Origin of the sequence: Pseudoalteromonas sp. PS5 (assembly GCF_004103255.1) — a bacterium.
In the GTDB taxonomy this organism is placed as follows: Bacteria; Pseudomonadota; Gammaproteobacteria; order Enterobacterales; family Alteromonadaceae; genus Pseudoalteromonas; species Pseudoalteromonas peptidolytica.
This window is the reverse complement of the sequence record NZ_RCSQ01000080.1, coordinates 1-25,522: the sequence shown is the minus strand read 5'-3', so window position 1 is coordinate 25,522 and position 25,522 is coordinate 1. Positions and strand designations below refer to the sequence as shown.

The window sequence follows — 25,522 nt, the reverse complement described above, 5'->3', positions numbered from 1 at the left end:
TATTGTTTTTTGTTGTCTAAACGATAGAAGCGAAAGCGAGAAAATACAAATACTACGCCATTAAATCAACGCTTTTTCGCCTCTAGGGGCGCATTTTACTCTTGGTAAGACGTCCTACCAGATAATTTATAACACGTATTTCAAGCTTATAACAAACTCATTTAACAAAAATAAAATATGTTTTTCAGTTTGGCTGATACTAAGTAACTTTTTCTAACGACAGAAACTTGTTGCTATCATCCAAAATTAAGCGGAATCTGCCTCTGATCCCAATCGATGAAATAAATGGACGAATACGCTCAGCGGGAAAGCGTATCGTCTTCCCGCCATCTTCGATCACTTGTACTGAAGTATAATGTCCATGGTAATAACCAAGGCACTTATCATAACTCAATTCCATGTAAAAGAAGTACTCTTTCATTTACTGCGCCAACGCCTTTTCTACTTTTTCATATAAATCATCACTTAGCCCTTCTAGGCTCGCCAAACGCTCCAGCTGTGTTTTCATCAGCTTCTGACGCGTCTCATCATAGCGTCGCCAAGACATAAACGGCGTGATCATGCGGGAAGCATTTTGTGGGTTGATGCCATTTAGCTCGATTAGAAGGTCGCCAAGTAGCTCGTAACCTTTGCCGTCAATTCGATGAAATTGAGCCGGGTTACTGCGGGTGAAGCCACCAATGAGTGCTCGTACTCGATTTGGATTGCCTTTTTCAAAACATGGGTGGTCATAAAGTGTATTTATTTTCGTTATCACTTCATCATTTGGCAAGCTTGCGTGTAGTGCCAGCCATTTATCCATTACCAACGCGTCGTGACGCCACTGACTGTCAAACTCGCTGAATAAGGCTTCCATCTTCTCGTGCTCAGCTGATACCACAGCTTTGAGAGATGCAAGTTTAGTGGTCATATTATCTGACGCAAATTGTGTCCTCAGCGCATCTTCAACGAGTGTCGAATCAGTTCTAACCAAGTAGTATAAGGCTTTATTTTTAAATGCCCGAACGGCCACATCCTGCGCATCTAAAGAACCTGACTCGGTTGATGAAGTATAAGCGAGTTCCAAGTCTTGCTGTAGTGCCTGAGCAATCTGTGACTCAAATGCCTTAGATACATTCACTAACGCGTCTACTGGAATTGTCTTAAACTGACTCGCAAGCGTATCAAAAGTAGGTAAACTTAATAACTCTGCAAGCAGTGCAAGATCTCCTTCTAGATGCTTAACCAATGAAGATAAGGCACCGAGTACCTTACTGTCTAAGCTATAATCACCAGAATCAATCGCAGCTTTGACGGCGATCATAAATATCTGCTGCATCGCTTCCCAGCGAGCATAGTCGCTTCGTGCAAAACGCAAAATATGTAGCAATTCATCAGTGGAATAATTGTATTCCATAATTACCGGTGCAGAGAAATCTTCTAATAGTACAGGTACAGGTTTTGTTGCCACTTGCTCAAATTCAAAGCGTTGTTCAAACTCAGTAATATCGAGTGCTCTTTGAATTTCACCCTTTTGCGTCAATAACGGGATGCTCAGCCCTTGCTCATCAAGCAATTCCAATTTGAATGGAATATGTAACGGCGCTTTTATCGGATCGCTATCTGCATGCTGCTGTGTAACTGTCATTGTATAGCGCTGTGCAGCACTATCGTATTCTGTCACTACATTTAGTCTAGGCGTTCCATGTTGTTCATACCACAGCTTGAACTGCGTTAAATTAACGCCAGAGGCATCCATCATAGCATTGACAAAATCATCACAGGTCACGGCTTGACCATCATGTCGGGTAATGTAAAGCTGCATCCCTTTTTGGAAGTTCTCTTCACCGAGCAAAGTATGCATCATGCGGATCACCTCGGCCCCTTTATTGTATACAGTCACTGTATAGAAATTATTCATTTCTATTACTTTTTCAGGCCTGATTGGGTGGGCCATTGGGCCAGAGTCTTCAGCAAATTGATGAGTTCTCATCGCCATTACCGCGTCTATCCGATTTAACCCTCGAGACCCCAGATCGCTACTAAATTCTTGATCTCTAAATACAGTAAGCCCCTCTTTTAAGCTCAACTGAAACCAGTCTCGGCAGGTAATGCGATTACCAGTCCAGTTATGGAAGTACTCATGGCCAACAATTGATTCAATAGTGTGAAAATCTCGGTCTGTTGCAGTTTCTTGGCTTGCAAGTACACAAGCACTATTGAAAACATTGAGGCCTTTGTTTTCCATTGCCCCCATGTTGAAGAAATCTACTGCCACTATCATATAAATATCTAGGTCATATTCTAACCCAAAACGCAGCTCATCCCATGCCATTGCTTTTTTCAATGAAGTCATAGCATGTGGTGCTTTGTGTAAATTACCCTTATCTACAAATAGCGCTAATTTAACTTCCCGCCCAGACTTGGTTTGATAAGTATCTTCTAAAACATCAAAGCTGCCTGCAACCAAAGCAAATAGATAGCTGGGTTTTTTATATGGGTCATGCCACTTGGCAAAATGTCTGCCATCTTCAAGCGTGCCCTCTTCCACTTTATTGCCATTCGACAACAAAAATGGATACTTAGTTTCTGCGATAATAGTCACAGTGTAAGTGGTAAGTACGTCGGGTCTGTCCATAAAGTAGGTGATCTTACGAAAGCCCTCAGCTTCACATTGTGTGCAATAAGCACCATCAGATAAATATAACCCCTCAAGAGAAGTATTAGTCTGCGGAGATATGTGAGTCACAATGGTGAGTTCAAATTCAGCTGGCAGCTCATTCAATATAAGCTTAGCCTCTGTTTGCTCACGAGTGTGCCACTCTTTACCGTTTACTTGACAGGATTGCAGTTCTAAATCAACCCCATCCAATACTAGCTGTGATGCGCCAGCAGCTGCACGAAATTTACTAACAGCAGTCACTATGGTATTTCGTGGACTTAACTCAAAGGTCAAAGACAACTCATCGACTTGATGGCTAGGTGCAATATAGTCCTTACGATATTTAGCTTGTGGTTTTTGAGTCATAGATATTCCTTACAAAAACGCCCCAAATTGGGGCGTGTGATTAAATAAATTCATTTACGCCCATCTTCAATCATTGTAGGCGATTTTCGCTTTTGGATCTGAGCTACCGTCGATTGTCATCAGTAACCTTGTAGCTTCTTTTCAAATCTCAGCACTTACTTTGATCCTTCAACCTTCATCTCTGGTGGCGTAATTTTCAAAATTTTAATACCAAGATACGCATAGATAACCGCTAATAATGGGTTAATCAAATTAAAAAACGCATACATGGCATAATCAAATGGATTGATCAGAAGTACGCTCTGCATGTAGGCACCACAGGTATTCCATGGAATAAGTGGACTGGTAATGGTACCGCCATCCTCTAACGTACGAGAAAGATTGACACTTTTTAAGCCTCGCTTTTTATATTCTTCTTTGAACATTCGTCCTGGAACAACTATCGCTATGTATTGATCGGCAGCAACCAAGTTTGTGCCAACACAGGTAGCTATTGTTGACGCAATAAGTGAGCCCGTACTCTTAGCTATTTTTAAAATACTGCGTACAAATACATCTAAAAGACCTGTTTTTTCCATTATCGCGCCAAACATCAGTGCAGTCATCACTAACCAAGTTGTGGTAAGCATTGAGGACATTCCACCACCGCTGAGCAGATCATCCATTTTTGCATCGCCAGTTTGTAGGGCAAAACCATCAAAAAAGGTTGCCCATACGAGTTTAATATAGCCAACTAATTCACCTTGGCTGCGATCAATTTGACTCGCAATTAACTCTCCTTGAAACAAAACAGCCCAAACAGCACCGATCACAGCGCCAATCGAAATAGCGGGAAAGGCTGGCATTTTTCTAATCGCAAGTCCCAGAAGCACTAATAGTGGAACTAGCATGAAAATATTTATATTAAAGTTGCTTTGTAATATAGAAACGATCTCATCTATGCGTCCGGCCTCGCTATTTACCTCAGCGTTGAAGCCCATAAAGATAAAAATAATAAGTGCGATGACAAAGCTTGGGACTGTCGTCCACAGCATATGTTGAATATGATCAAACAAATCGCTTCCAGCTACTGCTGGAGCGAGATTAGTCGTTTCAGATAACGGGCTCAGTTTGTCACCAAAGTATGCTCCGGATATAACAGCGCCCGCCGTGACCACCTGGTCTAGCCCTAAACCTGTCGCAACACCAAGCAGTGCAACACCAATAGTGGCAGCCGTTGTCCATGAGCTACCGATACTCATCGCGACCACGCCACAGATCAAGCAGCTCGCGGCATAGAACCAGCTTGGATTAATAACCTGCAAACCGTAATAGATTAACGTCGGAACAGTTCCGGATAGTAACCACGTGCCGATTAAGGCACCAACCATCAACAGAATGATAATTGCCCCAAGGGAAATCGTGATCCCCTTGATCATCGCTTCTTCCAAAGTTTTCCAAGTGTAGCCATTTTTCAAGCCAATTAATGCAGCTGTGAAAGTAGCAAATAACAATGCTATTTGGTTAGGACCCGACGAAGAACTATCACCATACAGATATACGGCGGCCCCCAGTAAAGTGACAAGCAGCGTAATCGGGATAAGCGCGTCGACAAATGACGGCTGTTTTTGTTGTTTCAAAAGGAATACTCCTATGCACGACGACTCATGCTTATAATTATTTTATTTGTAGTATACCGTTTTGAGCCGTTTTGAATATCCTTGTACGATGTGGACAAACCACATTTAACATTCAAAAAGCCTCAAAAAAGTATTAGCCCAAAAAATTTCGCAGATCATAGCAAAGATTGTAAAATAAAAGTAATACCAATTTCACTAATTAACCTGAGGTTTAGATAAGGAATGTTCTAACTCATTGTTGCTAGGACACAACTTAGTTTTCTCCTTGTCTAGACAGAAAGTTTTAGGGGACCCCCTTCCACGTCCTGCTCTCGCTAAGGTAACTGCGCACCAATAGCTAGCATCAATTATCAGCAGCTAAGGTTAGATAGGATGATACAAAGATAAAAGGCGCTTGAAGCGCCTTTTATCAGTTACGAACCTTGTTTGGCTATTCGACCATACGATATGAGATCTTGTGTGATCAGTGCTGCCTCTTCTAGATAGGGATCTAGCTCAGATATGACTTCAGGTGCATCGTCTAAATCTTCGACGGGTTCCAAACCAAGTCGTTTCAAGCGCTCATTTGTACGTTTCAGTACGAGTGCATCTCGCTCTTCACGCTCTTTAATTCGCTCGGCTTCAACCAAAGATATAGATTTATCGTCTTTACGTGCCTTGTATTGTTCAATATCTTGATAGACATAAGTGAACTCAGGCTCTTTTTGAACTCGCTCGTCATGGCGCTTACTTAAATATTGGATCATAGAAGATAAATTATCCAAACTTGAGTATTTGGCCCTAACGATGCTATCCCAAGGTAATGCGTTATCTTCCTGACTTTCCCCCCAATCTTCAGGGTTGACAGCTGAAGGCAATAAAATGTCTGGAATCACGCCTTTGTGCTGCGTACTACCACCATCAATACGATAAAACTTAGCAATGGTATAAGTTACGCTTCCCAAAGGATTTTCAAATAAATCGTAATTCTTACCCAGCCCACGATGTTGCTGAACCGTACCCTTACCAAAGGTTTGCTCACCAATCACAACGGCACGGCCATAATCTTGCATCGCAGCGGCGAAAATTTCAGATGCTGATGCGCTATAACGATCAACAAGTACAGTTAAGGGACCATCGTAAAATGTAATGCCATCTCTATCTTGTTGGCTTTCAACTCGATTATATGCTGTGTGGATCTGAACAACAGGGCCTTGGTCGATAAAGAGACCTGATAGCTGTGTCGCCTCATACAAAGAACCACCACCATTTTGTCGTAAATCGACGATCACACCGTCAACTTCTGCTTCTTTTAATTTGGCAAGTTCAGTTTTTACATCTTGAGAAAGGTTGTTGTAAAAACTTGGAATTTCAATAACTCCAATTTTGCTCTGCAGATCAGAGTACTTAGCTTCAAATACCTCTGACTTTACAGCGCGGTCTTCAAGTTTTACTTTGTCTCGGACAATCTCAACCACTTTTGGTGTACCGTGGCTATCAGCACCTTTCAAGTACTGTAAACGTACTGTAGTGCCTTTTGGTCCTTTAATGAGATCGACAACGTCATCTAAACGCCAGCCAATCACATCTACAAATTCTTTTTCACCTTGCGCGACACCGATAATTTTATCTTCTGGTTTCAGCTTTTCAGTTTTATCTGCAGGCCCACCAGGCACTAAGCTACGGATAACTGTATAGTCTTCATCATAACTCAATACCGCCCCGATGCCTTCAAGCTCAAGATCCATGTCCATCTTAAATTGCTCGGCTCTTCGAGGGGACAGGTAAGAGGTATGTGCTTCGATGCTACGTGCAAAAGCGTTCATAATGACTTGAAACGCATCTTCACTGTTAGTTTGGGCCAAGCGCTTTTGTGCATTTTTGTATCGCTTGGTGAGTATTTCTTTAATTTCTTCCCAGTTTTTACCAGTCAGTTTCAATCTCAGCGCATCTGATTTAACACGCTGGCGCCAATACTCATCAAGCTCAACCATTGAATTTGCGTAGTTATCGTCTTCTCTATCAAAAATGAACTCGTCTTTTTTCTCAAAGTCCATTTCTTTTTCGAGGAGACCTATTGCAAAATCATAACGTTCAAAACGTCGCTTCATACTCAAATTGAACATGTCATAGGCAAATTCGAGTTTGCCTGAAATCAATGCGTCGTCAAAGCGCTTTCTGTATTGCTGAAAGCTTTCGATATCCGACTGCAACAGCAAGGATTTATTAAAATCGATTGCTTCTACATAGCGGTCGAATATCTTATCAGACAACGCATCATTAAAGCTGAAGCGTTTATAGTGTTGTCGAGTAAATAAGTTGGTCACTCGCTTACTAGCCGTTGTATGCTGCGCTTCAGGTTTAAGAACCGGCAAGTCTTTAATGGTGACTGTGCTTGTCGAGGCTAAAGAAACACTCGATACGAACGCTGCGACTAGGGAAATGAGTGGTAACTTTTTACTCATATACAACTCCTTATTGGATAAATAGGCTGTCTGCTTTGGTCTTAACTTGCATTCCTGTTACAAGCTCTACGTGCACTTCGTCATTTTTAACTTCAGTGATAGTAGCATTAACAAGCGCTTGACCAAGCTTAACTTTTACTTTGTTATTAACCTTGACCTGTTCTGCTGGTAAAGGTTCAACTTTACCACTGCGCTTAGGTTTAACTTCAGCAGGTTTATTATTCATTTTAGGGCGTTTTTGGTCTTGACGATCCCTTCCATGTGGTTTCTTTTTGTAAGATTTTGTTTCGCCATCACGATTGTTTGGACGCTGTGGCTTTTTGCGTTTAGCCATTTTAGCGCGGCTCTCAGCAAGTGCCTTTTCCGCATGCTCCACATGTTCCTGCTCAACCTTTTCAGCTTGATTACCATCAAGATCAATACGGAACTCATTTTTAGTGACAGCTTCTAAATAGCGCCAATTAGATGTGTATTTACGAAGCGCTTGACGTACCTGAGTTTTACTGACTTTGTCAGACCCTTCAATACGCTCTGCGATATCTTTAAAAATACCTACTTTAAGTGGTTTGATCCCTTCCTTTTGCTTAAAGCACTTAGGAAATTCGGAAAATAAGAAGTCTAATACTTCATTTATGTCTTTTAGCTTGTTTGTGGTTTCCATTTTTAAACCTATTAATTACATCTGCTCATCGAGCGACGAGTTTATATAGTGTGTTACCCAGTCAGTTAGCTCTTCTATATCTGCTTCAAGAAGTGCCAAATCACCGCGAAGATGTTCCCAAATGCCTTCGATGAGATTATCAATTGTATCGCAATCTAAATCTTCAGGGAGTAAATCCCAGGCGTGATGAATAAGCTCATTTAAGCGCTCTGCAACCACCTCTTCTTCGCCTTCCCAATCACCAACATCGGCATAGGAAAACAAATAATCTTGTACCTGAAGCATATCCTTCATTAAAGTGTTTCCTCAAAAACTTTAACAAATGCTTCTAAGCCTTTTTTGTCTTGCTCATCAAATCTTGCCAGACTAGGACTGTCGATGTCTAGCACAGCTATCACTTTATTATCTTTGAAGACAGGGATGACGATTTCTGAATTTGATGCCGCGTCGCATGCAATGTGACCCGAAAATGCGTGAACATCTTCAACCAGCTGCGTTTCGCAGCTTGCCGCAGCAGTTCCGCACACCCCTTTTCCTACGGGTATACGGATACAAGCTGGATTACCTTGAAATGGTCCAAGTACAAGTTCATCTGCACTGTCCATAAGATAAAACCCAGCCCAGTTGATATCCTCAAGGGTTGTAAATAAAAGCGCACTCAAGTTAGCCATATTGGCAACCATGTTATGCTCACCACTGATCAAGCCCTGAGCTTGTTTCACTAAAGTTTGATAAAAATCTTGCTTTTGCATTACCATCAAATTCACGAATTGAACGACAAAAGCTAAAGGTACTCTTTCGGAGAAATAATTAAAACCTTTTCGACTGAAAAAGTATTAATTATCTGTAAAAGCTACGCTACTCGGTCAATTATCACTCAGTTTTATGATTGCGTGCCCGCAAACCAAACAAGAAAAGCCCTGCTGCTAGCATTGACATTAAGGCGTTAACAATAAAACCCACTCCCGATTGTGTGGAAAAAAGATAGCTGAATAGCGCACCACCAAGTAAACCCAATGTTAGCAAACCGCTATATTGCACCTTGTTGTACTTAAACATGAGGATATATCCAGGGACAACGAATAGGCACATGGCAAGACCAACGATATAAGCATTCGAAATTGCACTAAGTAGTAAGTTAAAGAACATCTCACTGCGACCGAGTGTAAAGCTGTAGTAGATACCAAGTACACTGCCTACGATCAATGGGGACAATAAAGAAAACCCTACCCCTTTGCCAACTTGTTTCATATTCAACACTCTCTACACATATTATTTATTCAACATGATAGAGTATTGTGCAAGCCAAGACCCTGCACTAGCAGACTTTGGTCTAATAGGGATTTTAATCGAGTATATACGGCTGAAAATATAGCGCGGAAAAACTTGATACTAGAAACAAAAAAGCCCTCGAATTCGAGGGCTTGAAATGTGGCGGAGAGATAGGGATTTGAACCCTAGATACGCTATTAACGTATGCCGGTTTTCAAGACCGGTGCTTTCAACCACTCAGCCATCTCTCCAAAACCTAAAATTTACGCATTGTGGCATAAATCAAAAATAAGTGGCGGAGAGATAGGGATTTGAACCCTAGATACGCTATTAACGTATGCCGGTTTTCAAGACCGGTGCTTTCAACCACTCAGCCATCTCTCCGCAGCGGGGCGAATAATAGAGAATCCCCCTGCGCTTGTGAAGCTTTTTTTTAAATTTTTTGACTGTTTGCGTAAATTTCGCCCCTTTCGGATAATTAGCAATCAAAATTAAGCTGTTTGCTGTGTTTCTGCGAACTTATCACAATATTCAATGTCTTAAGCTAAAAAGAAACTATGATATATACAATCACATTAACAGCGATATTGATCTAGAAACCATTGCCCCAACATATAACTATTGATACTCTTGTCCGAGTTATTTTTGGGACAGCATGTTTTACTAAGGAGCTTGAATCATGGCATTCAATCATTCATACAACACTGCAAAACCGTTAATGTCGACAATGGAAACCAATAAAGTGTTGAAAAACACTTACTTCCTATTGGCTATGACATTGGCATTTAGCGCCGTAACCGCTGCAATTTCTATGACAATGGCACTTCCGCCAATTACGGGGATTGTATGTTCACTTGTGGCTTTTGGCTTGTTATTCGTAATAGGTAAAAAGGCAAATTCTTCATCCGCGATAGGTTTGGTCTTCTTGTTCACCGGTATTCTGGGTTTTGGTTTAGGTCCGATGCTCAACCATTACGCAGCATTACCAAACGGTGGTATGCTAATCGCACAAGCGCTTGGTACGACCGCACTCATTTTCTTTGGTTTATCCGCTTATGCACTAACAACCAAAAAAGACTTCTCGTTTATGGGTGGCTTTTTAACGGTTGGTTTAATCGTGGTTATTATCTCAAGCCTAGTAAACTTGTTCATTGGATCGAGCATCGCGTTTATGGCAATTAACGCGGCAGTTGTTTTATTAATGTCTGGCTTTATCCTTTATGATACAAGCCGAATTATCAACGGCGGCGAGACAAACTACGTGCTTGCAACTGTGAGCTTGTATTTAAGTATTTATAACTTATTTACCAGTATCCTTGCCCTTTTAGGTGCGTCGGATGACTAACTCAGAATTTCTGATAAAATAAGCCCCATTACGGGGCTTTTTTTATGAGTAAAATTTGAGTCAAATAGCCATATCAGTGCACTTTGGCGTAGCTGCACAGTCAAAGTTAACTTTACTAGAACGGTATGTCGATGCCGCTATTAAAAGTGACCATCAAATCGCATGTATCTTTCTATACCAAGATGGTGTTTATCACGCCAGTCAAAATATCATACACGCTTCCGACGAATTGCAACTAAACGCACTTTGGCAACGCATCAAAGATAAAGGGATCCCCCTGTTGCTGTGTGTCACCGCTGCGGAAAAGCGCGGCGTTAACATCGAAGACGTTAGCCCTTTCACCGTTGCTGGCCTTGCGGAGTTTGCCATGATCTCGAGTAAGTCTGATAAGTGGATGCAGTTTAAATGAGTAAAAACGTGTTAATTATTTCTCAAACCAGTCCATTTGACCAAAATAGTCTGAAAGAAGCGCTCGATGTCGCACTAATCTATGCAGCGATTGATCAACAAGTAAGTTGGCTTTTTACCGGTTCTGCTGTGCTATCGCTCCAGAAAGCCCTTAATGCTCCACTACTGGGTTTAAAAGACATGTTTAAGCAATTAAAAACTCTGGAAATTTATGATGTCGAGCGGGTTTATGCCTGTCAGTCAGCGATGGAGGAGTTTAACGTATCAGCACACTCCCTTGCTGTTGCTACTGAAATCAAAAATCAACATGAAATCCTTGCGTTAATCAAACAACATGACTTTGTGGTGACACTATGAGTACGCTACATATTATTTCTAGTATCGAAGCATGCAATCAGTTGCAGTTTGTATCCCATCACGACACAATTTTATTATGTAATGATGGCTGCTTTGGGCAAACGCGTATCTCAGCTGGGGATGCAAATGTGGTGATGCTGCAAACTTGCGCCAGTGCCAGAGGTATTGTCCCAGAAGCCGGAGTAAAGCTTATTTCTGACAAAGATTGGGTTGAGCTGACCATTACGATGAACAATTCAATTACTTGGTAATCATCATGCTAAAATTTAACAACCAAACTATCGAGACAGATAAACAAGGCTATTTGCTAGATCATACTCAATGGACTAAAGATTTAGCACCCCTTCTAGCCGCAGAAGAAAATATTGAGCTTTCAGATGCACATTGGGAAGTCATTGAATTTGTGAGAAATTTTTATCTCGAATACAATACCAGCCCCGCGATCCGCATGCTGGTAAAGGCAATGGCTAAAGCACTAGGCGAAGATAAAGGTAATAGCATCTATTTATATAAGCTATTTCCAAAAGGCCCAGCCAAACAAGCAACAAAAATAGCCGGATTGCCAAAACCCGCCAAATGTATTTGATAATACTTGATAAAAAATATGAAGCTTATTACTCCATAAGCTTCATATTTAATCATAATAAGTTCAAATTAGTTTGAAGCAATTACCCCATCAAAAACTTTATCAATCATTACTTGAGCCAACCGTTCATCTATAGACAATGGTTCAGGCACTGCATAATCAATATCCACAACGCCATTGTCCGTCAATACCAACTTAGATGCTATTTGATATTTTGACAAGCTTCGTGAGCTATAGTCATAGACATAAACCTTTTCTCCTAATTGCCCCGTATGCGCTCTAATTGCCTCACTTTGTTTTTTTAGATCGGAGCACATATGACAGCTGGTTAAGACATTATATTTAGCTTGAAAACCACAGTATGCTATAAAGCTCACTAATGAGAGAAATATTAATAATAGCCCTAAAAGATATTTTTTCATATTGGCTCCTAATTAAGCATTTGGAATCAGTTCTCTTAGTACGTTTCCAACACGTTATGCTGGCTATCGTAAGCATTAAGTACTTTAAAATCCTCGCCGTCACTTTGCTCACTTTCAACCGCAAGCACATAACTTCCATCGGTAAACACTAATTTATGAAGGAGCTTTAAATCTACAAGTTCATTGGTATCCATATCCAAAATATCTCTAATTGAAATTAGCAAAGGCTTGATACGACTTTTTAGATTAACAATAATTTCCTTATTTAAGCTACTTCTCATCGCCGATGTTAAGATAAAGTCATTTGCATTCTCCTTGCTCCAATCCCCTTCAACCTGGTGAGCTGCTATCAAGTAGGGTGATTCGCTCAAATAGCTACCATAATTCAAGCTTTCCAGAAATAATGATTCTAGTGGTTCAAGCGCCATTGACTCTTTTTCAGTTAATGAAAGTACTCTGTATTGCGGTATGTAAACTTGCTCACCCTCAACACTCGCTTTATCATGATAAATTTCGACCTTGCTCAAGTTTCTATTTACAAAATCATAAATAAAAACAATGCCATTATTGCCTATGCCTAATATTTCTATTGCAACACTTCTAGCCTCAATATCTTGGCATCCATGGCAACCACCTAATAATCTAAATTGATTACTACTCATTTTCTCTGTGCTTGAATGGCAAATAAAACTGAAAAACAAGATAAATACAAATGAGATCTTAAAGTTAATATTCATAATTATTCCTTTTTATATAATATTAATGAGTTACAAAGTCACTGACTAACTACAAGACGCTAAGCAGGTCATCCGACTATTGTCAGAGGAAATAGTGCAACTCGTCTTTATTCTCGGGCAAGAACGAGACAATTCAGCTTGTCGCATTCTTAGACCTAGCTCTGACATATACTCTTTGAAATTTTCATAACGAGCCCATTGCCTATGCTGATAATACTGTGGTGTATTGGGGGCGTGACAGGGATGGTGTTGCCGTCTCCATCTTTAACTTCAACTATGCTATAGGTTTGTCTATGTAGGTTAGGTTCAACTTTTACGTATGAGCCATCTGGAAAAATTATATTAAAATCAAATTTCTCTGAAAAGATCGCAAATCTTTTTATGTTAAGAGCAGAAGTAATCCTATTTACTAAGGTTGAAACTCTATTATATCCAAGCCGAAAGTGCGTATCAAATAATTCATCTCGCATTTGTGAACTCCGAACAAAGTCATAAGCGTTGTTACATAGGGACTTGAGCTAACAACTATATCAGTATGGAGAGAGCCTCGGTTAACTTCATAGGTTAATGAGCGCTCTTTAAAATCATTAAAGACTTGAACAATATTTTGCCCATACTCTCTTTCTCTAGATGATAATACTTCAGCTCTCACTCTTTTTTTGGGACTCGCAGGGTAGGGTCAACTTGGATCCACTCATAATATACATAATACTTTTTAAGTGTTCATGCTGGGTAATTAAATACGAAAATAGTGCCACTTTCCCCAGGTTCCCATGTGTCTTTAGCGGCAGATTGACTATAGCTTTCGCTACATCCATGGCAGGCTGTCATATTATGTTTAAGATCAGTGTTTAGTTCAGAATTAGCCTGAGCATTACAGCTGAAGACTAAGGCAAAAGCAAAGTAGATTATAAAATCATTTATTCCAAATGTTCTTTTCATATATTTATCCTTAAATATTTACTTTAAAACCAAACTTAGAGTAGTTTAAAAAAACAACCAAAATCAACATTAATAAAAAGAGAATTTTAAATATTTTAGATTATTATATTTTAAACAACAATATTATTAAGATAGAGATTTCAACTCAGTGTGACGGTGCCTGATTAATCTCAACCTAAACTTCGCTATATACTAGTGAAAAAAGAAACAGGCGCTAAATGCGAGGCCGAGAAAATTCCTAGGGCTTAGGCAATCAGCCGTAATATTTCGATGAATTACGCAAAGCAGCCTAATTTAACGAGAAGTACGCTTCGGGCTTGAATTCACGAGTACATAACCTGTTTGAAAAATAGCAACGCTATACAAAGCTATTTATAATTTAAAAAGCCTAAAACCTTAGACGATTTTAGGCTTTTTAAGCTATTCTTAACTATATTACTTCGTATACGCTCTTGGCATATCAGAATCTGTCGTATATCTGTCTCTTAGTTTATCATGGCGTGACTCGGTAGACACTTCCTCGCCATTGATCCAGATCTTATCAATTGTAGTGCTAAATTCAAAAGGATCTGCGCTCCACATCACAATATCTGCGCGCTTGCCAACTTCTATTACACCACCATCAATACCAAGCGCAGCCGCTGGGTTTGCAGTAATTGCCTTTAATGCGCCAGCATGGCTCATACCATTTGCTACAGCAATACCTGCATCAAAACGCAGCTGGTAAACATTGTGACTTCCATCACCACCAATGGACAAAATAACTTTCACCCCGGCTTTTTCTAGCTTTCCAGCATTATCAAGGCTTGCGTGCATAGAATCAAAACTAGAGGGTAAATTTGACACCGCACTGAGGATAACTGGCACGTTAGCTTTAGCTAACTCGTCAGCGACTAATACAGCATCATTAGCACCTTTAATGATTAGGTCAAGGCCAAACTGCTCCTTAACTTTAATCACTTCTAATATATCTGAAGCTCGTGATACCGAAGCAATAACTGGCATTTCGCCCGCTAACACTTGAGTTAACACCTGCTCTTCAGCGGTTGGTTTAGCTTTGTCTTTATCATCCTTTTTATTTTGCTTTTCTTGGTGCGACGCAAGCTTTTTGACGACATTATCTAATGACTTTGCACGAGACCCTTCGCTTTTGGCACCCAAGTGAATAACTAAAGCGCTTTGCCTATCAGTTACGCTATCAAACGTACCCGATAAATCAACCACAAAGCCAAGCCCTGCGAATTCACTTTTGCCACCCCAAGGCGTAACTAAGTTTTGTGTAACACCACCCTTTCTTGCGTACGCGATCAAGCTACTACGAGGGTTAAATGCAGTACTTGCATCAAAGTCTATACCAGCTGCGTCATCACCGGCGTCCCGAGAGGCTGCGACTGCCCCCACCTCAACCAAACCTAGTTGGTTCATGGAGCCGATAAACCCTGGCGTGATAATTTTACCACTGGCGTCAATCGTCACATCAGCATTTATGTTATTTGGATTAATCGCTTTTATTTTACCGTTTTCAATTAGTAGCGTGGCCCCCTCAATCACCCCTTCAGCCGTCGCGGTGTGTAGAGTAGCATTTGTAATTGCAGTGACTTCTGCAAATGCAGCCGAATGAGCAAGTAAAGCGCTAGTGATCATGGCTAATTTCATGGTTTTCATCTCATCAACTCCTTACTTTTGACCTAACATAAAGTCACTAACTGCTTGGTATTTTTCATCGTTGCGGTCATAAACTTTGCCACCATCTATAAATACCTGCTCTGCTTGAGAATAAACACTAAAAGGATTCGTGTTCCAGATCACCACATCGGCCTGCTTACCCTGCTCAAGCGATCCAGTTTTGTCTTGGATCCCAAGAGATTTTGCTGCATTGGCAGTGATCCATTTGATAGCATGTTGCTCACTAATATTGAAGCCTGACTGATTAGCTGTATTCATCACTTTTGATGCTTCATGATTTAGGCGCTGGATAGTTGTACCTGAATCTGAGTGAACCACTGCACAAGAGTTCTTAACTGCATCAACAATAGCAACATTCTCCTGAACCATATCGTACGCTTCCATTTTGAAGCCCCACCAATCTGGCCAAAGTGCCGCACAGTTACCATTTTCAGCCAAAAGATCAGCAACTTTATATGCTTCAATACCGTGATGGAATGTCCCTGCGTGATAACCAAACTCTTTTGACAAGTCGATCATCATGGCCATTTCTTCAGCTTTATAACAATGGTTATGAATTAAAATCTCGCCGTCTAACACTCCACGTAAGGTATCAAGTTTGATATCACGTTTCGGTGCATCTGGATTCAAGCCAGCAGCATATTCTGCTTCATATTGTTCCCAAGCGCGCTTGTATTCACCGGCTTCAATCCACGCTTCTCGATAGCCAGCCATATTACCCATACGAGTATACGGTGCGACGCCCTTTGATCCATATACGCGCTTAGGGTTTTCACCACATGCCATTTTGAGGCCGTAAGGTGCATCTGGAAACTTCATCGCTTGCATTGTTGGTGCTGGCACATTTTTCAATGTAACCCCTCTACCCCCAAATAAATTGGCTGAGCCTGGTAAGATCTGTAATGTAGTGATCCCCCCTTCCCGAGCTCGGTTAAACCCGGGATCCTGAGGCCAAACAGAATGTTCGACCCAAACTTGTGAGGTATTTGGGTTAACTATCTCGTTACCATCACTGTGTGACTCTACACTTGGGCTAGGGTAAGCACCAAGATGTGAATGCACGTCAATAATGCCGGGCGTGACCCACTTACCTTGTGCATCTATTGTGGTATCAGCTGTGACGGACAAATCTTTGCCAACTTGTTGGATTTTCCCGTCAACAATAAACACATCACCTTGCTCAATCTTATCACCAGTCCCCGTTAACACAGTTGCATTAGTAATTAAAGTGGATCGTGAAGGTACTGCTTTATACGTGCTCGGATAGGGATTTTTTTCTATTGTTACTTTTTCTTTCTGAGGGCCGTTGTCCTGACAACCCATCAGCGCAGCGGCAATACCAGCTACAACTATGGAGGGAGTATATTTAACCATTTTTGTCATCTCTATTGTTTTTTTGTGACTTTAACTTGTACACCACTAATTTACGCAATTATGCGCTTTAGTGACAAGTAATTACGACGAACGCCCCTTATTATAACTTATGTTTTGACATTCGGGAGAGACAAAATCTAACCATTGATCTGGAATGTAAATTAACGTCAGTATTGACACGTTTTGACATACTTCCGTCCATTGGTTAAAAAATCGCATGCTTTTGTGAGATGCCGCATTAATTAAATGTAAATATTCTTATTTTGATAAAAAAACTTTTCCAAATATGACGGAGTGGAGAAAAAAATACCTTTTAAAACAGGGAAGTAAAAAACAAATACACACTTGTAATACTCTATTACATTCCGAATTACTTGATTTACAGCATTCACGAGGATCTTTGGCAATACTAACTAGGTGTCCAAGAGATAGCCAAGGAGCTAATCATGAAACTGTTCAATTTAGTATGTCTTACTTCACTTTTTGCTGCCGCGAGCGCATCAGCTGCTAATTTCAGTCCCGCAGACGACTCGGTCGCCACCAAAGTATGTATGTCTGTCGTTAAAGACAACAAGCTACATCTACATAACACACTAAAAAGTAGCCGTTTAGATAAGCGTATCATTGAAGACAAGCTACACTGTAACGATCTTCCTGTCGGCGAATTTGCAGCCACCTATGGCTTCAATACTGTAGCAAAGTATTTAGGTGCTGATGAAAATGTAAAAACCAGCATCAAAGACATTGCAAAAATCTCTGACAAAACCATACATGTCTCCGGCTCAAGGTAATCACTAAGCCGGCGACTCTAAGTTAGCAATTAGTATCCAAGGCGTAGATACCCTGACTACGCCTTTATCATTATCCCCAGAAAACTGCGATGACTTGAGCATTAACCCATTGAATAGGTCAAACTAACGCTGTTAGTAAACCAAACGATCCACCGAAAACACCACCCCAAACTACCAGCCAGCCTAAGTGTGTTTTAATCATATTTTGTATAATCTCCTTCACCATCTTAGGAGTCAGTTCGTTCAGTCGTTCATCTACTGCCGTTTCAATCGTCTTGTGAATGTCATCTCCCATTAGTCCAGCACTCAAGGCTTCGCTAACAGCAGCGTCAAACTCGGGTTGTTCACCAAGCTCAATAATAGCGACGCGCATTTTCTCAATAAATGGTTCCCTCAGTGGCTGGACGGCTTCTGTACCACCGAACATCTGTAACATTGCACCAAATTGAGAGGCCTCTATCACGTTGAGTAATCTGTCGAATGCAGGGTTTAGGTCAACTTTGTTCGCTATTGGAGTTAAATCGAATTTGGGATGTTCATTACTTAAAAATTTTTCTAACTTTTCTTTGCTGAAAAACTCACTCAAAATAAGTTCTCGAATAGATGCTTTAAACGACTCAAACTTTATCGTGATAATCCCCGAGCCGTATAGGAATGGTACCTTTTCGAATAACATATGTATCGCCAACCAATTTGTCATCGCTCCTGATAATGCAAATAGCCCTATTGAAAACACCACGTCCTGCTGCCACACCAGGCCGCATACTGTGATGACCGCCGCAATCAAATTGGTAATGATATTTTTATTCAATGTACTTCCTTTGGATAAAATCGCTTGACCGATATTCTATTTTTTTTATAAAAAAGCCTCAAGTATTTGTGATCTTGAGAATTTCAACCATATTTTAAAGTAAGTGGCTCTGTTGGATCTTACTTATGTGGAACAAGGTCAACCAACAAATCTCTGAATCTCTTCATGAAACATTTGAACTGTCTTCAAAACAGACACTTAAAAGCTATGGCTCTAAAAAGCTATACAAAATTTCTAACCAGCATCATCAATTTCTGGTGAAGGTGGCTCCCATACAAGCGCTTGAGCGTTTTGAGTGTGAAGTAAACAACAGAGAGAAGCTCATTCGCGATTCGGACTTTTTAATCGCAGACACCATTACCCTCGGTACCAGTGTAGAATTTTGCTTTTTGGTATTAGAGTGGCTAGAACTTGATCATCGTAACGAAAATTGGCTTGAATGCGGTGAAAACCTAGCAAAACTGCATCAACGTCACGAGCAAGAGATGTATGGACTGGAAGAAGATAACTATATCCATGAGCTACCTCAACCAAATCAGTGGCACAAAAAATGGGAAGTATTTTTCGCCGAGGAAAGAATCGGCTGGCAGCTTCAATTACTCGCTGAAAAAGGCGTTGTATTGACCGATATAGATACGTTTGTAGAGCACCTCAAACCGTTATTGCCACATCATGTCGCGCCCTCATTGGTTCATGGTAACTTTTGGCATGGCAACATTGGTTTCAGTGAGCGCAAGCCAGTGTTGTTTTCACCGGCTTGCTATTATGGGGATAGGGAGATCGATATCGCTACGGCTTCTTTATTTGCCCCACTCCCAGAGGCATTTTATCAAGGTTATAGTTCAATCTACCCACTTGCTGACAATGCGTCGCAAAGGTTAGCAATTTATAGGCTATACACACTGTTAGTTCAAGCTAACCTATTTGCTGGCAAATACCTACGGGATGCCGCAGAGCAGGTAAATGCAATACTCAAGTAATTGCCATATTTTCGTCATAATGAACTATAATTAGTTGGAGTACATCTTGGCCAATATTTGTGGGGGGCCAATGAAAAATCTATACCAGCAACGTATCGAATGCCCGCACTGCGGGCACCATATTTTCGTTAGCCTAGATACCAGTGAAGGTGATCAAGACTACTATGAGGACTGCGCAGCATGCTGTAGCCCAATACATCTAAATATGCATCTCGATCATTTGCATAACAAACTTGAGTTAAGAGTTGATAGCGACGATGAGCAAATATTTTGAGTAACTTAAAGTGTAGGCTCAAAGATACGGACTCGCTTGCTTAAGATTTCTGTTTTGAAGCGAGAAAGTCTTGTCGACAATACAGCTTTCCCTAAAACTCTCGGGCTAGATAAGAAGGTAAAGCAAGTTGTGCCCTGACAGTAAAGAGGTAGAGCACTCCTTCTCCAAACTTCTGGTTAAATAAATGTTTATCGCAATCCGCGTCAGATTCATTCCTTGATATTGAGCAAGTATAAAGCCTAGTTGGTTTCGTATCGTCAGCAAAAGTCAAAAAAGCGAAACACCCACGACACCATTTAATCGCTAACATGCTCCAGCAAGGACTGCTTTTTCATGTAATTTTCTACGGTATTTATTATCGTGTAGGTTTGCTGGTCGACCTCAATATTAACAGTATCATTCTCACTACAAGTACCTAAATTGGTTAGCGCCAATGTTTCTGGTATTAGGTGAAGCCAAAAGCCATGTTTGTCCACTTCCCCTACTGTAAGGCTCGCCCCATTTACTGCAATAAAGCCTTTATACATAACATATTTTAGCCATGCTTGCGGTAGAGCAATGTGCATTTTTACATTGCCAGCACTGCGTTTAATCACGCTAATATGGCCAGAAGTTTGAATGTGCCCTGAGATAATATGTCCGCCAAGCTCTGTGCCAAATGTCATTGAGCGCTCGAAATTAACCTGCTCTCCTCGCGTAATATTGCCTAGGTTTGTTAACGTTAACGTTTCATCAATCACATCGAAGCTAACCTGACCGACCACATCATTGTCTAATCGTTCAAAGTGCACTACGGTGAGGCAACATCCATTAATCGCAATACTTGCACCTAATGTGAGTTTATCTAAATATTTGCTGCCAACAGACACCACTAGCCTGACTAGGTTTTCTTCTCGTTTGGCTGATACAACTGTCGCTTTGGTTTGAACAATTCCAGTAAACATATCTACCCTCATGATTTCAGAAACTGGATTGTAACTAAATCAACTGAAAAGGTGTACTCAATATCCACATGATATTTTACCTCCTGTTAGTTTAACTTGGATCGCAGCCCAGACTAGAAAACAATTAAGCCTTCGGATATCAACCGCATGTATTAAAGCGCAAAGTTTTGCTATATGTCTTTTGCTAAAATAAAATAACGTTTTATTCCTCAAGCAGTACCGCATCATGAATTTCTCAACTTGGGAAGCTAGACGTTTGTTACAGTTGGCTATCCCCGTTTTTCTTGCACAAGTAACTTTAGTACTCATGACCGTTGTAGATACTATGATGGCAGGCCAGGTAAGCGCTGAAGACCTCGCCGCTCTTTCCATAGCGACGGGTGTTTGGAACCCTTTAATATTCAGTTTGCAAGGTATTTTGTTGGCATTAACGAGTATAGTGGCACACTGTCATGGTGCTAATGACCAAGCTGGCATAAAACAGTTTTTTCAGCAAAGTATGTATTTATCTTTAGGGCTGTTTTCTATCGGGATCTTAATTGCTAATTATACGCCAGTTGTTTTTAGCAACATCGGTGCTAGTGACAATGTGCAAGGTCTCGCACAAGGTTACATCGATTTTGTTAAATGGGGACTCTTAGGCTTTTTAATATTCACAGTTTATCGCAACGTAACAGAAGGTGTAGGACAGACCAAACCCGCATTCTATATCAGTGTCGTGGGGCTTGGTATCAACATCATTGCGAACTACATCTTTATTTACGGAAAATTTGGCGCGCAGCCCTCGGTAGCGCTGGGTGTGGTTTAGCCACCACAATTGTGCTGTGGTCTATGGCAATCGTACAGTGGCTTTACAGCCTAAAAAGTAAACATATTCCAGGTAAGGCTCTGATTACTGGGTTTTCCAAGCCACATCTATCGGTCATGAAGTATATTGCCGCACTTGGCTTTCCCATTGCCCTAGCAACGTTTTTTGAGGTCACGCTGTTCGCTTGTATTCCTTTATTTATTGCGGATTTAGGCTCAATAGCTGTCTCCGGTCATCAGATTGCAGCAAGTGTAACTACCATGTTGTTCATGATGCCTCTTAGTTTATCTATGGCTATCGCTATACGTATTGGAAATTTAACTGGACAAGGGGCAACAGCCAACCTTCGGGTTGCAATAAAAACAGCCTTTACTTTGGCAATCTTAATTGCACTATTTGTCGCGGTGGTAACGTATATAAGTAGAGATAGTATTGTGTGGCTATATACGAAAAATGAGGAAGTTGCTGCACTTGCGACCAGTATTATGGTTTTAGCCTGTTTGTATCAATTACCAGACGCGTTACAAGTCTCTGCAAACGGCGTGCTAAGGGGATTAAAATACACCAAGCCAATATCGTGGGTAACATTTATATCTTATTGGTTAATTGGATTTTCTCTGGGGTACATATTGGCAAAGACAGACTGGATCACAACAGCGATGGGGCCACAAGGGTTTTGGATTGGTATCATAATCGGGTTGAGTACCGCAGCGGTGTTGCTGGTGACATGCGTGAATAAGAGGGTGAATTTTGAAATTAGCAAAGCAAATACTTAGTCTAATTATCATATTACTTGTGACTGCTTGCTCAAAGCAGCCGTCGGATACGTTTGCAAATTATCAAAGTAGACTTGCTTCAGCCAGTGATATTGAAGTGGTTAAGCCTCAACCACTTCATAACATTGACATACAAACAGTATCTCAGCCGCAAAGCGAGCTGAGCATTTCTGTTTTAGATATTGCCCAAACTGGGCATTGTAAAATAACGAACTTAATTGCAGCTCAGAACAACCAATTAGGGAAAGTAAGTTATCCGAGTGAGCGATTAAAGTATACTATTGAGTTCCTTCAGCATGCTCCCGACTGCATTACTCATCCCAAAACCAAAAAAGAACTCAGCCAAATCTTGACCCAAGCTCTGGCAGAAAAGCGAACGCAACTGCCTTTGTTTTTTCTACATATGATGACTAATGAAAAAGAGCTCGCAAGCCTTGGGTTATTAACTACCTCAGAGATCCCACCAGAACCAACTGCACTAATGGGCGACACATTAGCGGCTGTTAATATACTCGCTGATGTGGCTGTCAATATAAATGATCCCGATCAGATTGCAGCAACCACTATAACTCCTGCATTAAAAATATTATCTCACCGATTTATATCGTCACTTTTGACCAGTTTACGTAAACAAACACAGTTCAATACCGCTGCCACTTTACAAATGAAAAATCTCAAGCTAGAAGAAGGCGTGTGTCGCAAAGGGAGTAACAGAAAACAGGCACAGATTATTAGTAATGTTTTCTCTAAGTACTACCTGAACGATATACAGCCATATCAAGCAATGTTAACATCAATAACACAGCAGCTCATCCGAGACTGGCAACCTATTCAGATAGTGTTTGAAAAACATGGCATTTCTGATCCGCTCATGCTGCAATCGCATTTAGACGAACTCAAAGCTTCTGCTAAAGCGCACGTCATTTGGTGGCAAAACTTTTATAAACTGTGTGAAATAACACCATCATGAACAAAAAAAAGGCAAACAATCAAAAAATTAGGAAAGGCGCTTGATCCAACCGCTCAGTCACTATATATTACAACGCGTTGACAGGGATTCCCCTGATAAACGTCAGTACGACCGTAGCTCAGTTGGTTAGAGCACCACCTTGACATGGTGGGGGTCGGTGGTTCGAATCCACTCGGTCGTACCAAAAACACCTCAAAAAATTGTACAACCGTAGCTCAGTTGGTTAGAGCACTACCTTGACATGGTAGGGGTCGGTGGTTCGAATCCACTCGGTTGTACCAAAACTCAATAAGTCTCAATATATCCAATACTTCCTTATCTCCATACAAATTTTTGCAAAATATATGTCTATTAGAATATTTCATTAGCAATATTTTTAAAAAAGGAACAAAGTAATACTAATTTTTTAATGATGGGTTAAGGGGTTGGCTTCTTATCATTATTACCTGTAATCATTTATATGGTAATTTCATTCCACAGATCACCCGAGCACCATTAGGACTTGTGTCTGCAGCCGAAGGATTTGTTTTCTTGTCAGGCTTTATTGCTTACTTGGTTTACTCACGATACAGCGAAGACAGCGCTAAACTCAAGACTAAAATTTGGCGGCGTTGTTGGACTATCTATAGCTTTCATATATTAGCTATCACGTTAACCTTTACGTTAGCCGGAATATTTCCGATATACGTATCACAATGGTCAGGATTTTTTAACGCAGCGAACTGGTTTGTCAGCCCCACGCAGAGCTATTTTTTAGCCTTTCTATTGTTAGAGCAACCGGGCTACCACGATATTCTAGTATTGTATTTAGTCCCTATGATCTTACTTCCTTCTGCTATTAGTGCCATCAAACGAGGGAATGCGACTAGGGTTGCAGCCATCACCGTCTTTATTTGGTTGATGTCTCAATTTGTAACTATGCAGTGGTTTACACCGTTGCTTGAGCTATTAGGTTTAGATGTATCAACGAATGTTAGCTACTTTAACCCCTTTTCATGGCAAATTTATTTTTATATGGGTGTCCTCCTTAGCTACTTAAAATATGATAAGAATATAAAGTTTAGCTTTCCCTTGAGCATTAAAGTTTTTCTACTTTCGTTGCTCGGAACTATAGTCGTCATTAAACACACGGCTCCTGAGTTAATGCAGCCGTACGTCTATGGTAGCGGTAGCGCTTCGCTCGTATACCAATTCAACTTATTGCTTGTCATCTATCTCTTTATGTTGTTAATGCGCAGCGTTCCTTTTGTCTTTACGTTGAAATATCCAGTTTTTTTAGGGCAACATGCCCTACCCGTCTTTAGTTTTCATACCATTGTTATTTACTTTTTACAGCCTTTCAGCAAGCCATATAATTAGCATATTAATGGAATGGACTCTCTCCACTCCCCATCGGCGTCATAATGCGCCATATTAGTTTGGGGTAAGTTTTCGCATAAACAAAGCAGAGAGAGTCACATGAATAAAGTAACAATAGGTTTAGATATCGCCAAGAACATTTTCCACCTAGTTTGGTTATCTCACTTAGGCAAGGTTCTAAAAAAGAGAAAACTTAAACGTGCAAATATCAAAGAGTACTTTGCTAATTTAGAGCCTTCGATTGTTGTTATGGAAGCTTGTGGCTCAACTAACTACTGGGCACATGCCATAGAAAGTTATGGTCATGAAGTTAAAGTTATCGCACCGCAGTATGTTGTTCCTTACCGAAAAGGTAATAAGAATGACTTTAATGATGCTGAGGCGATAGCTGAAGCATCACAACGTGCGAATATGCGATTCGTACCTGTAAAAAACACTGAGCAGCAAGATATTCAACTTTTGCATCGCATCAGAGAGCGAAGAATAAAATTCAGAACAGCAATAATAAATCAAACACGAGGACTATTAGCTGAGTACGGCATAATTATCGCCCGAGGGGCAAATCAGGTTAGAAAAGCAGTACCTGATATTTTAGAAGATGCAGACAATAAACTAACCGTGTTATCACGCAGACACATAGCGAGCTTGTATGACGAGTTGACCGAGCTGGATAAACAAGTCAATGCTTTGGATAAAGAAATCAGTGAACTTAGCAATACAAAAGAAGTATGCCAAAGGTTAAAAACAATGACAGGAATAGGGGCTATCATAGCAACGGCTTTTTACAGTGCAATAGGAGATGGAAAAGACTTTAAAAATGGTCGTCATGTATCCGCATGGCTTGGTTTAGTTGCTAAACAACATACAACGGGTGATAACCCTAAGTTAAAAGGGATAAGTAAACGAGGGAATACTTATTTAAGAACACAGCTAATTAATGGCGCAAGAG

Annotated in this window: 25 protein-coding genes, 4 tRNA genes and 2 pseudogenes; 14 read left to right on the top strand and 17 right to left on the bottom strand. The window is 40.6% G+C overall.

What is annotated here, in order from left to right; all coding sequences use genetic code 11:
• Window positions 1–199: 199 nt before the first annotated feature.
• The 10 genes from D9603_RS10950 to D9603_RS10905 all read right to left on the bottom strand — a co-directional run bounded on the left by D9603_RS10950 (window position 200) and on the right by D9603_RS10905 (window position 9,387).
• Window positions 200–421, bottom strand: a complete 222-nt coding sequence (locus D9603_RS10950; protein WP_125252722.1) for a DUF2835 domain-containing protein — start codon at window positions 419–421, stop codon at window positions 200–202.
• Window positions 422–3,007, bottom strand: a complete 2,586-nt coding sequence (pepN, locus tag D9603_RS10945; protein ID WP_128731330.1) for an aminopeptidase N — start codon at window positions 3,005–3,007, stop codon at window positions 422–424.
• 155 nt (window positions 3,008–3,162) lie between these two features.
• Window positions 3,163–4,626 (bottom strand): Na+/H+ antiporter NhaC, encoded by a 1,464-nt coding sequence (nhaC, locus tag D9603_RS10940; protein WP_128731329.1) that lies wholly within the window; start codon window positions 4,624–4,626, stop codon window positions 3,163–3,165.
• Between the two features lie 413 nt (window positions 4,627–5,039).
• Entirely contained in the window at window positions 5,040–7,070 is a 2,031-nt protein-coding gene (gene prc, locus D9603_RS10935; protein ID WP_128731328.1) for a carboxy terminal-processing peptidase, read from the bottom strand.
• Window positions 7,071–7,080: 10 nt separating this feature from the next.
• Entirely contained in the window at window positions 7,081–7,731 is a 651-nt protein-coding gene (proQ, locus tag D9603_RS10930) for an RNA chaperone ProQ (RefSeq protein ID WP_128731327.1), read from the bottom strand.
• Between the two features lie 15 nt (window positions 7,732–7,746).
• Window positions 7,747–8,025 carry a hypothetical protein gene (locus tag D9603_RS10925; RefSeq protein ID WP_125252717.1) on the bottom strand — a complete coding sequence of 93 codons (279 nt, stop codon included), beginning with the start codon at window positions 8,023–8,025 and terminating at the stop codon, window positions 7,747–7,749.
• Window positions 8,025–8,483, bottom strand: a complete 459-nt coding sequence (locus tag D9603_RS10920) for a GAF domain-containing protein (RefSeq protein ID WP_125252716.1) — start codon at window positions 8,481–8,483, stop codon at window positions 8,025–8,027. Before D9603_RS10920 ends, D9603_RS10925 begins: the two co-directional genes overlap by 1 nt.
• Before the next feature lie 121 nt (window positions 8,484–8,604).
• Window positions 8,605–8,982 (bottom strand): hypothetical protein, encoded by a 378-nt coding sequence (locus D9603_RS10915; protein WP_128731326.1) that lies wholly within the window; start codon window positions 8,980–8,982, stop codon window positions 8,605–8,607.
• 181 nt (window positions 8,983–9,163) lie between these two features.
• A tRNA-Ser gene (locus D9603_RS10910) sits at window positions 9,164–9,254 on the bottom strand.
• A gap of 42 nt (window positions 9,255–9,296) precedes the next feature.
• A tRNA-Ser gene (locus D9603_RS10905) sits at window positions 9,297–9,387 on the bottom strand.
• Between the two features lie 295 nt (window positions 9,388–9,682).
• Between D9603_RS10905 and D9603_RS10900 the strand changes: the two genes are divergently transcribed.
• The 5 genes from D9603_RS10900 to D9603_RS10880 are packed head-to-tail and all read left to right on the top strand — an operon-like array spanning window position 9,683 to window position 11,699.
• Window positions 9,683–10,348 carry a Bax inhibitor-1/YccA family protein gene (locus D9603_RS10900; protein ID WP_128731325.1) on the top strand — a complete coding sequence of 222 codons (666 nt, stop codon included), beginning with the start codon at window positions 9,683–9,685 and terminating at the stop codon, window positions 10,346–10,348.
• A 55-nt stretch (window positions 10,349–10,403) separates the two neighbouring features.
• Window positions 10,404–10,757 carry a sulfurtransferase complex subunit TusD gene (tusD, locus tag D9603_RS10895; RefSeq protein WP_128731324.1) on the top strand — a complete coding sequence of 118 codons (354 nt, stop codon included), beginning with the start codon at window positions 10,404–10,406 and terminating at the stop codon, window positions 10,755–10,757.
• Complete coding sequence (locus D9603_RS10890) at window positions 10,754–11,113, top strand: DsrE family protein (RefSeq protein WP_128731323.1); 360 nt, start codon at window positions 10,754–10,756, stop codon at window positions 11,111–11,113. The genes tusD and D9603_RS10890 overlap by 4 nt, the downstream gene beginning before the upstream one ends.
• Window positions 11,110–11,364: a DsrH/TusB family sulfur metabolism protein gene (locus D9603_RS10885; RefSeq protein WP_128731322.1), complete on the top strand. Its 255-nt coding sequence runs from the start codon at window positions 11,110–11,112 to the stop codon at window positions 11,362–11,364. The genes D9603_RS10890 and D9603_RS10885 overlap by 4 nt, the downstream gene beginning before the upstream one ends.
• 5 nt (window positions 11,365–11,369) lie before the next feature.
• Entirely contained in the window at window positions 11,370–11,699 is a 330-nt protein-coding gene (locus D9603_RS10880; protein ID WP_128731321.1) for a TusE/DsrC/DsvC family sulfur relay protein, read from the top strand.
• Between the two features lie 68 nt (window positions 11,700–11,767).
• Here the strand turns inward: D9603_RS10880 and D9603_RS10875 are convergent, their stop codons facing one another.
• From D9603_RS10875 to D9603_RS10855, 5 genes are all read right to left on the bottom strand, one after another.
• Window positions 11,768–12,121 (bottom strand): hypothetical protein, encoded by a 354-nt coding sequence (locus tag D9603_RS10875; RefSeq protein WP_128731320.1) that lies wholly within the window; start codon window positions 12,119–12,121, stop codon window positions 11,768–11,770.
• 35 nt (window positions 12,122–12,156) lie between these two features.
• The gene (locus D9603_RS10870; RefSeq protein WP_128731319.1) at window positions 12,157–12,858 is read right to left on the bottom strand and encodes a hypothetical protein; all 702 of its coding nucleotides are present in this window, start codon (window positions 12,856–12,858) and stop codon (window positions 12,157–12,159) included.
• 723 nt (window positions 12,859–13,581) lie between these two features.
• Complete coding sequence (locus tag D9603_RS10865) at window positions 13,582–13,800, bottom strand: hypothetical protein (RefSeq protein ID WP_128731318.1); 219 nt, start codon at window positions 13,798–13,800, stop codon at window positions 13,582–13,584.
• A 435-nt stretch (window positions 13,801–14,235) separates the two neighbouring features.
• The gene (locus D9603_RS10860; RefSeq protein WP_128731317.1) at window positions 14,236–15,465 is read right to left on the bottom strand and encodes an amidohydrolase family protein; all 1,230 of its coding nucleotides are present in this window, start codon (window positions 15,463–15,465) and stop codon (window positions 14,236–14,238) included.
• Window positions 15,466–15,477: 12 nt separating this feature from the next.
• Window positions 15,478–16,860 (bottom strand): amidohydrolase, encoded by a 1,383-nt coding sequence (locus D9603_RS10855; RefSeq protein WP_128731316.1) that lies wholly within the window; start codon window positions 16,858–16,860, stop codon window positions 15,478–15,480.
• Between the two features lie 446 nt (window positions 16,861–17,306).
• Here D9603_RS10855 and D9603_RS10850 point away from each other — a divergent pair, with 446 nt between their 5' ends.
• Window positions 17,307–17,651: a DUF3718 domain-containing protein gene (locus D9603_RS10850; protein WP_128731315.1), complete on the top strand. Its 345-nt coding sequence runs from the start codon at window positions 17,307–17,309 to the stop codon at window positions 17,649–17,651.
• Between the two features lie 118 nt (window positions 17,652–17,769).
• Here the strand turns inward: D9603_RS10850 and D9603_RS10845 are convergent, their stop codons facing one another.
• Entirely contained in the window at window positions 17,770–18,462 is a 693-nt protein-coding gene (locus tag D9603_RS10845; RefSeq protein WP_125252706.1) for a DUF445 domain-containing protein, read from the bottom strand.
• Window positions 18,463–18,587: 125 nt separating this feature from the next.
• On the opposite strand from D9603_RS10845, the gene D9603_RS10840 reads away from it, so the two are divergent.
• Both D9603_RS10840 and D9603_RS10835 read left to right on the top strand, forming a co-directional pair.
• Complete coding sequence (locus D9603_RS10840) at window positions 18,588–19,442, top strand: fructosamine kinase family protein (protein ID WP_128731314.1); 855 nt, start codon at window positions 18,588–18,590, stop codon at window positions 19,440–19,442.
• A 70-nt stretch (window positions 19,443–19,512) separates the two neighbouring features.
• Window positions 19,513–19,716: a CPXCG motif-containing cysteine-rich protein gene (locus tag D9603_RS10835; protein ID WP_125252704.1), complete on the top strand. Its 204-nt coding sequence runs from the start codon at window positions 19,513–19,515 to the stop codon at window positions 19,714–19,716.
• 296 nt (window positions 19,717–20,012) lie between these two features.
• Here the strand turns inward: D9603_RS10835 and D9603_RS10830 are convergent, their stop codons facing one another.
• On the bottom strand, window positions 20,013–20,660 hold the full coding sequence (locus D9603_RS10830; protein WP_128731313.1) for a riboflavin synthase subunit alpha: 648 nt from the start codon (window positions 20,658–20,660) through the stop codon (window positions 20,013–20,015).
• 226 nt (window positions 20,661–20,886) lie between these two features.
• Between D9603_RS10830 and D9603_RS10825 the strand changes: the two are divergent.
• From D9603_RS10825 to D9603_RS10800, 6 genes and pseudogenes are all read left to right on the top strand, one after another.
• Window positions 20,887–22,244, top strand: a pseudogene (locus D9603_RS10825) (MATE family efflux transporter).
• Window positions 22,219–23,214, top strand: coding sequence for a DUF3080 family protein (locus D9603_RS10820; protein WP_128731312.1), 996 nt, complete (start codon window positions 22,219–22,221; stop codon window positions 23,212–23,214). The pseudogene D9603_RS10825 and the gene D9603_RS10820 overlap by 26 nt, the downstream one beginning before the upstream one ends.
• A gap of 107 nt (window positions 23,215–23,321) precedes the next feature.
• Window positions 23,322–23,398: transfer RNA gene (locus D9603_RS10815), tRNA-Val, on the top strand.
• A gap of 20 nt (window positions 23,399–23,418) precedes the next feature.
• Window positions 23,419–23,495, top strand: a tRNA-Val gene (locus D9603_RS10810).
• 142 nt (window positions 23,496–23,637) lie between these two features.
• Window positions 23,638–24,573: pseudogene (opgC, locus tag D9603_RS10805) on the top strand (OpgC domain-containing protein); the annotation flags it as partial.
• A 99-nt stretch (window positions 24,574–24,672) separates the two neighbouring features.
• On the top strand, window positions 24,673–25,522 hold an 850-nt coding region (locus tag D9603_RS10800; protein WP_128731310.1), incomplete at its 3' end, for an IS110 family transposase.

Excerpts from the sequence above, each read along its gene's own strand:
- D9603_RS10950 (WP_125252722.1), bottom strand. The coding sequence starts at position 421 with ATGAAAGAGTACTTCTTTTACATGGAATTGAGTTATGATAAGTGCCTT.
- pepN (WP_128731330.1), bottom strand. The coding sequence starts at position 3,007 with ATGACTCAAAAACCACAAGCTAAATATCGTAAGGACTATATTGCACCT.
- prc (WP_128731328.1), bottom strand. The coding sequence starts at position 7,070 with ATGAGTAAAAAGTTACCACTCATTTCCCTAGTCGCAGCGTTCGTATCG.
- proQ (WP_128731327.1), bottom strand. The coding sequence starts at position 7,731 with ATGGAAACCACAAACAAGCTAAAAGACATAAATGAAGTATTAGACTTC.
- D9603_RS10925 (WP_125252717.1), bottom strand. The coding sequence starts at position 8,025 with ATGAAGGATATGCTTCAGGTACAAGATTATTTGTTTTCCTATGCCGAT.
- D9603_RS10920 (WP_125252716.1), bottom strand. The coding sequence starts at position 8,483 with ATGCAAAAGCAAGATTTTTATCAAACTTTAGTGAAACAAGCTCAGGGC.
- D9603_RS10915 (WP_128731326.1), bottom strand. The coding sequence starts at position 8,982 with ATGAAACAAGTTGGCAAAGGGGTAGGGTTTTCTTTATTGTCCCCATTG.
- D9603_RS10900 (WP_128731325.1), top strand. The coding sequence starts at position 9,683 with ATGGCATTCAATCATTCATACAACACTGCAAAACCGTTAATGTCGACA.
- D9603_RS10890 (WP_128731323.1), top strand. The coding sequence starts at position 10,754 with ATGAGTAAAAACGTGTTAATTATTTCTCAAACCAGTCCATTTGACCAA.
- D9603_RS10885 (WP_128731322.1), top strand. The coding sequence starts at position 11,110 with ATGAGTACGCTACATATTATTTCTAGTATCGAAGCATGCAATCAGTTG.
- D9603_RS10880 (WP_128731321.1), top strand. The coding sequence starts at position 11,370 with ATGCTAAAATTTAACAACCAAACTATCGAGACAGATAAACAAGGCTAT.
- D9603_RS10875 (WP_128731320.1), bottom strand. The coding sequence starts at position 12,121 with ATGAAAAAATATCTTTTAGGGCTATTATTAATATTTCTCTCATTAGTG.
- D9603_RS10870 (WP_128731319.1), bottom strand. The coding sequence starts at position 12,858 with ATGAATATTAACTTTAAGATCTCATTTGTATTTATCTTGTTTTTCAGT.
- D9603_RS10865 (WP_128731318.1), bottom strand. The coding sequence starts at position 13,800 with ATGAAAAGAACATTTGGAATAAATGATTTTATAATCTACTTTGCTTTT.
- D9603_RS10860 (WP_128731317.1), bottom strand. The coding sequence starts at position 15,465 with ATGAAAACCATGAAATTAGCCATGATCACTAGCGCTTTACTTGCTCAT.
- D9603_RS10855 (WP_128731316.1), bottom strand. The coding sequence starts at position 16,860 with ATGGTTAAATATACTCCCTCCATAGTTGTAGCTGGTATTGCCGCTGCG.
- D9603_RS10850 (WP_128731315.1), top strand. The coding sequence starts at position 17,307 with ATGAAACTGTTCAATTTAGTATGTCTTACTTCACTTTTTGCTGCCGCG.
- D9603_RS10840 (WP_128731314.1), top strand. The coding sequence starts at position 18,588 with ATGTGGAACAAGGTCAACCAACAAATCTCTGAATCTCTTCATGAAACA.
- D9603_RS10835 (WP_125252704.1), top strand. The coding sequence starts at position 19,513 with ATGAAAAATCTATACCAGCAACGTATCGAATGCCCGCACTGCGGGCAC.
- D9603_RS10830 (WP_128731313.1), bottom strand. The coding sequence starts at position 20,660 with ATGTTTACTGGAATTGTTCAAACCAAAGCGACAGTTGTATCAGCCAAA.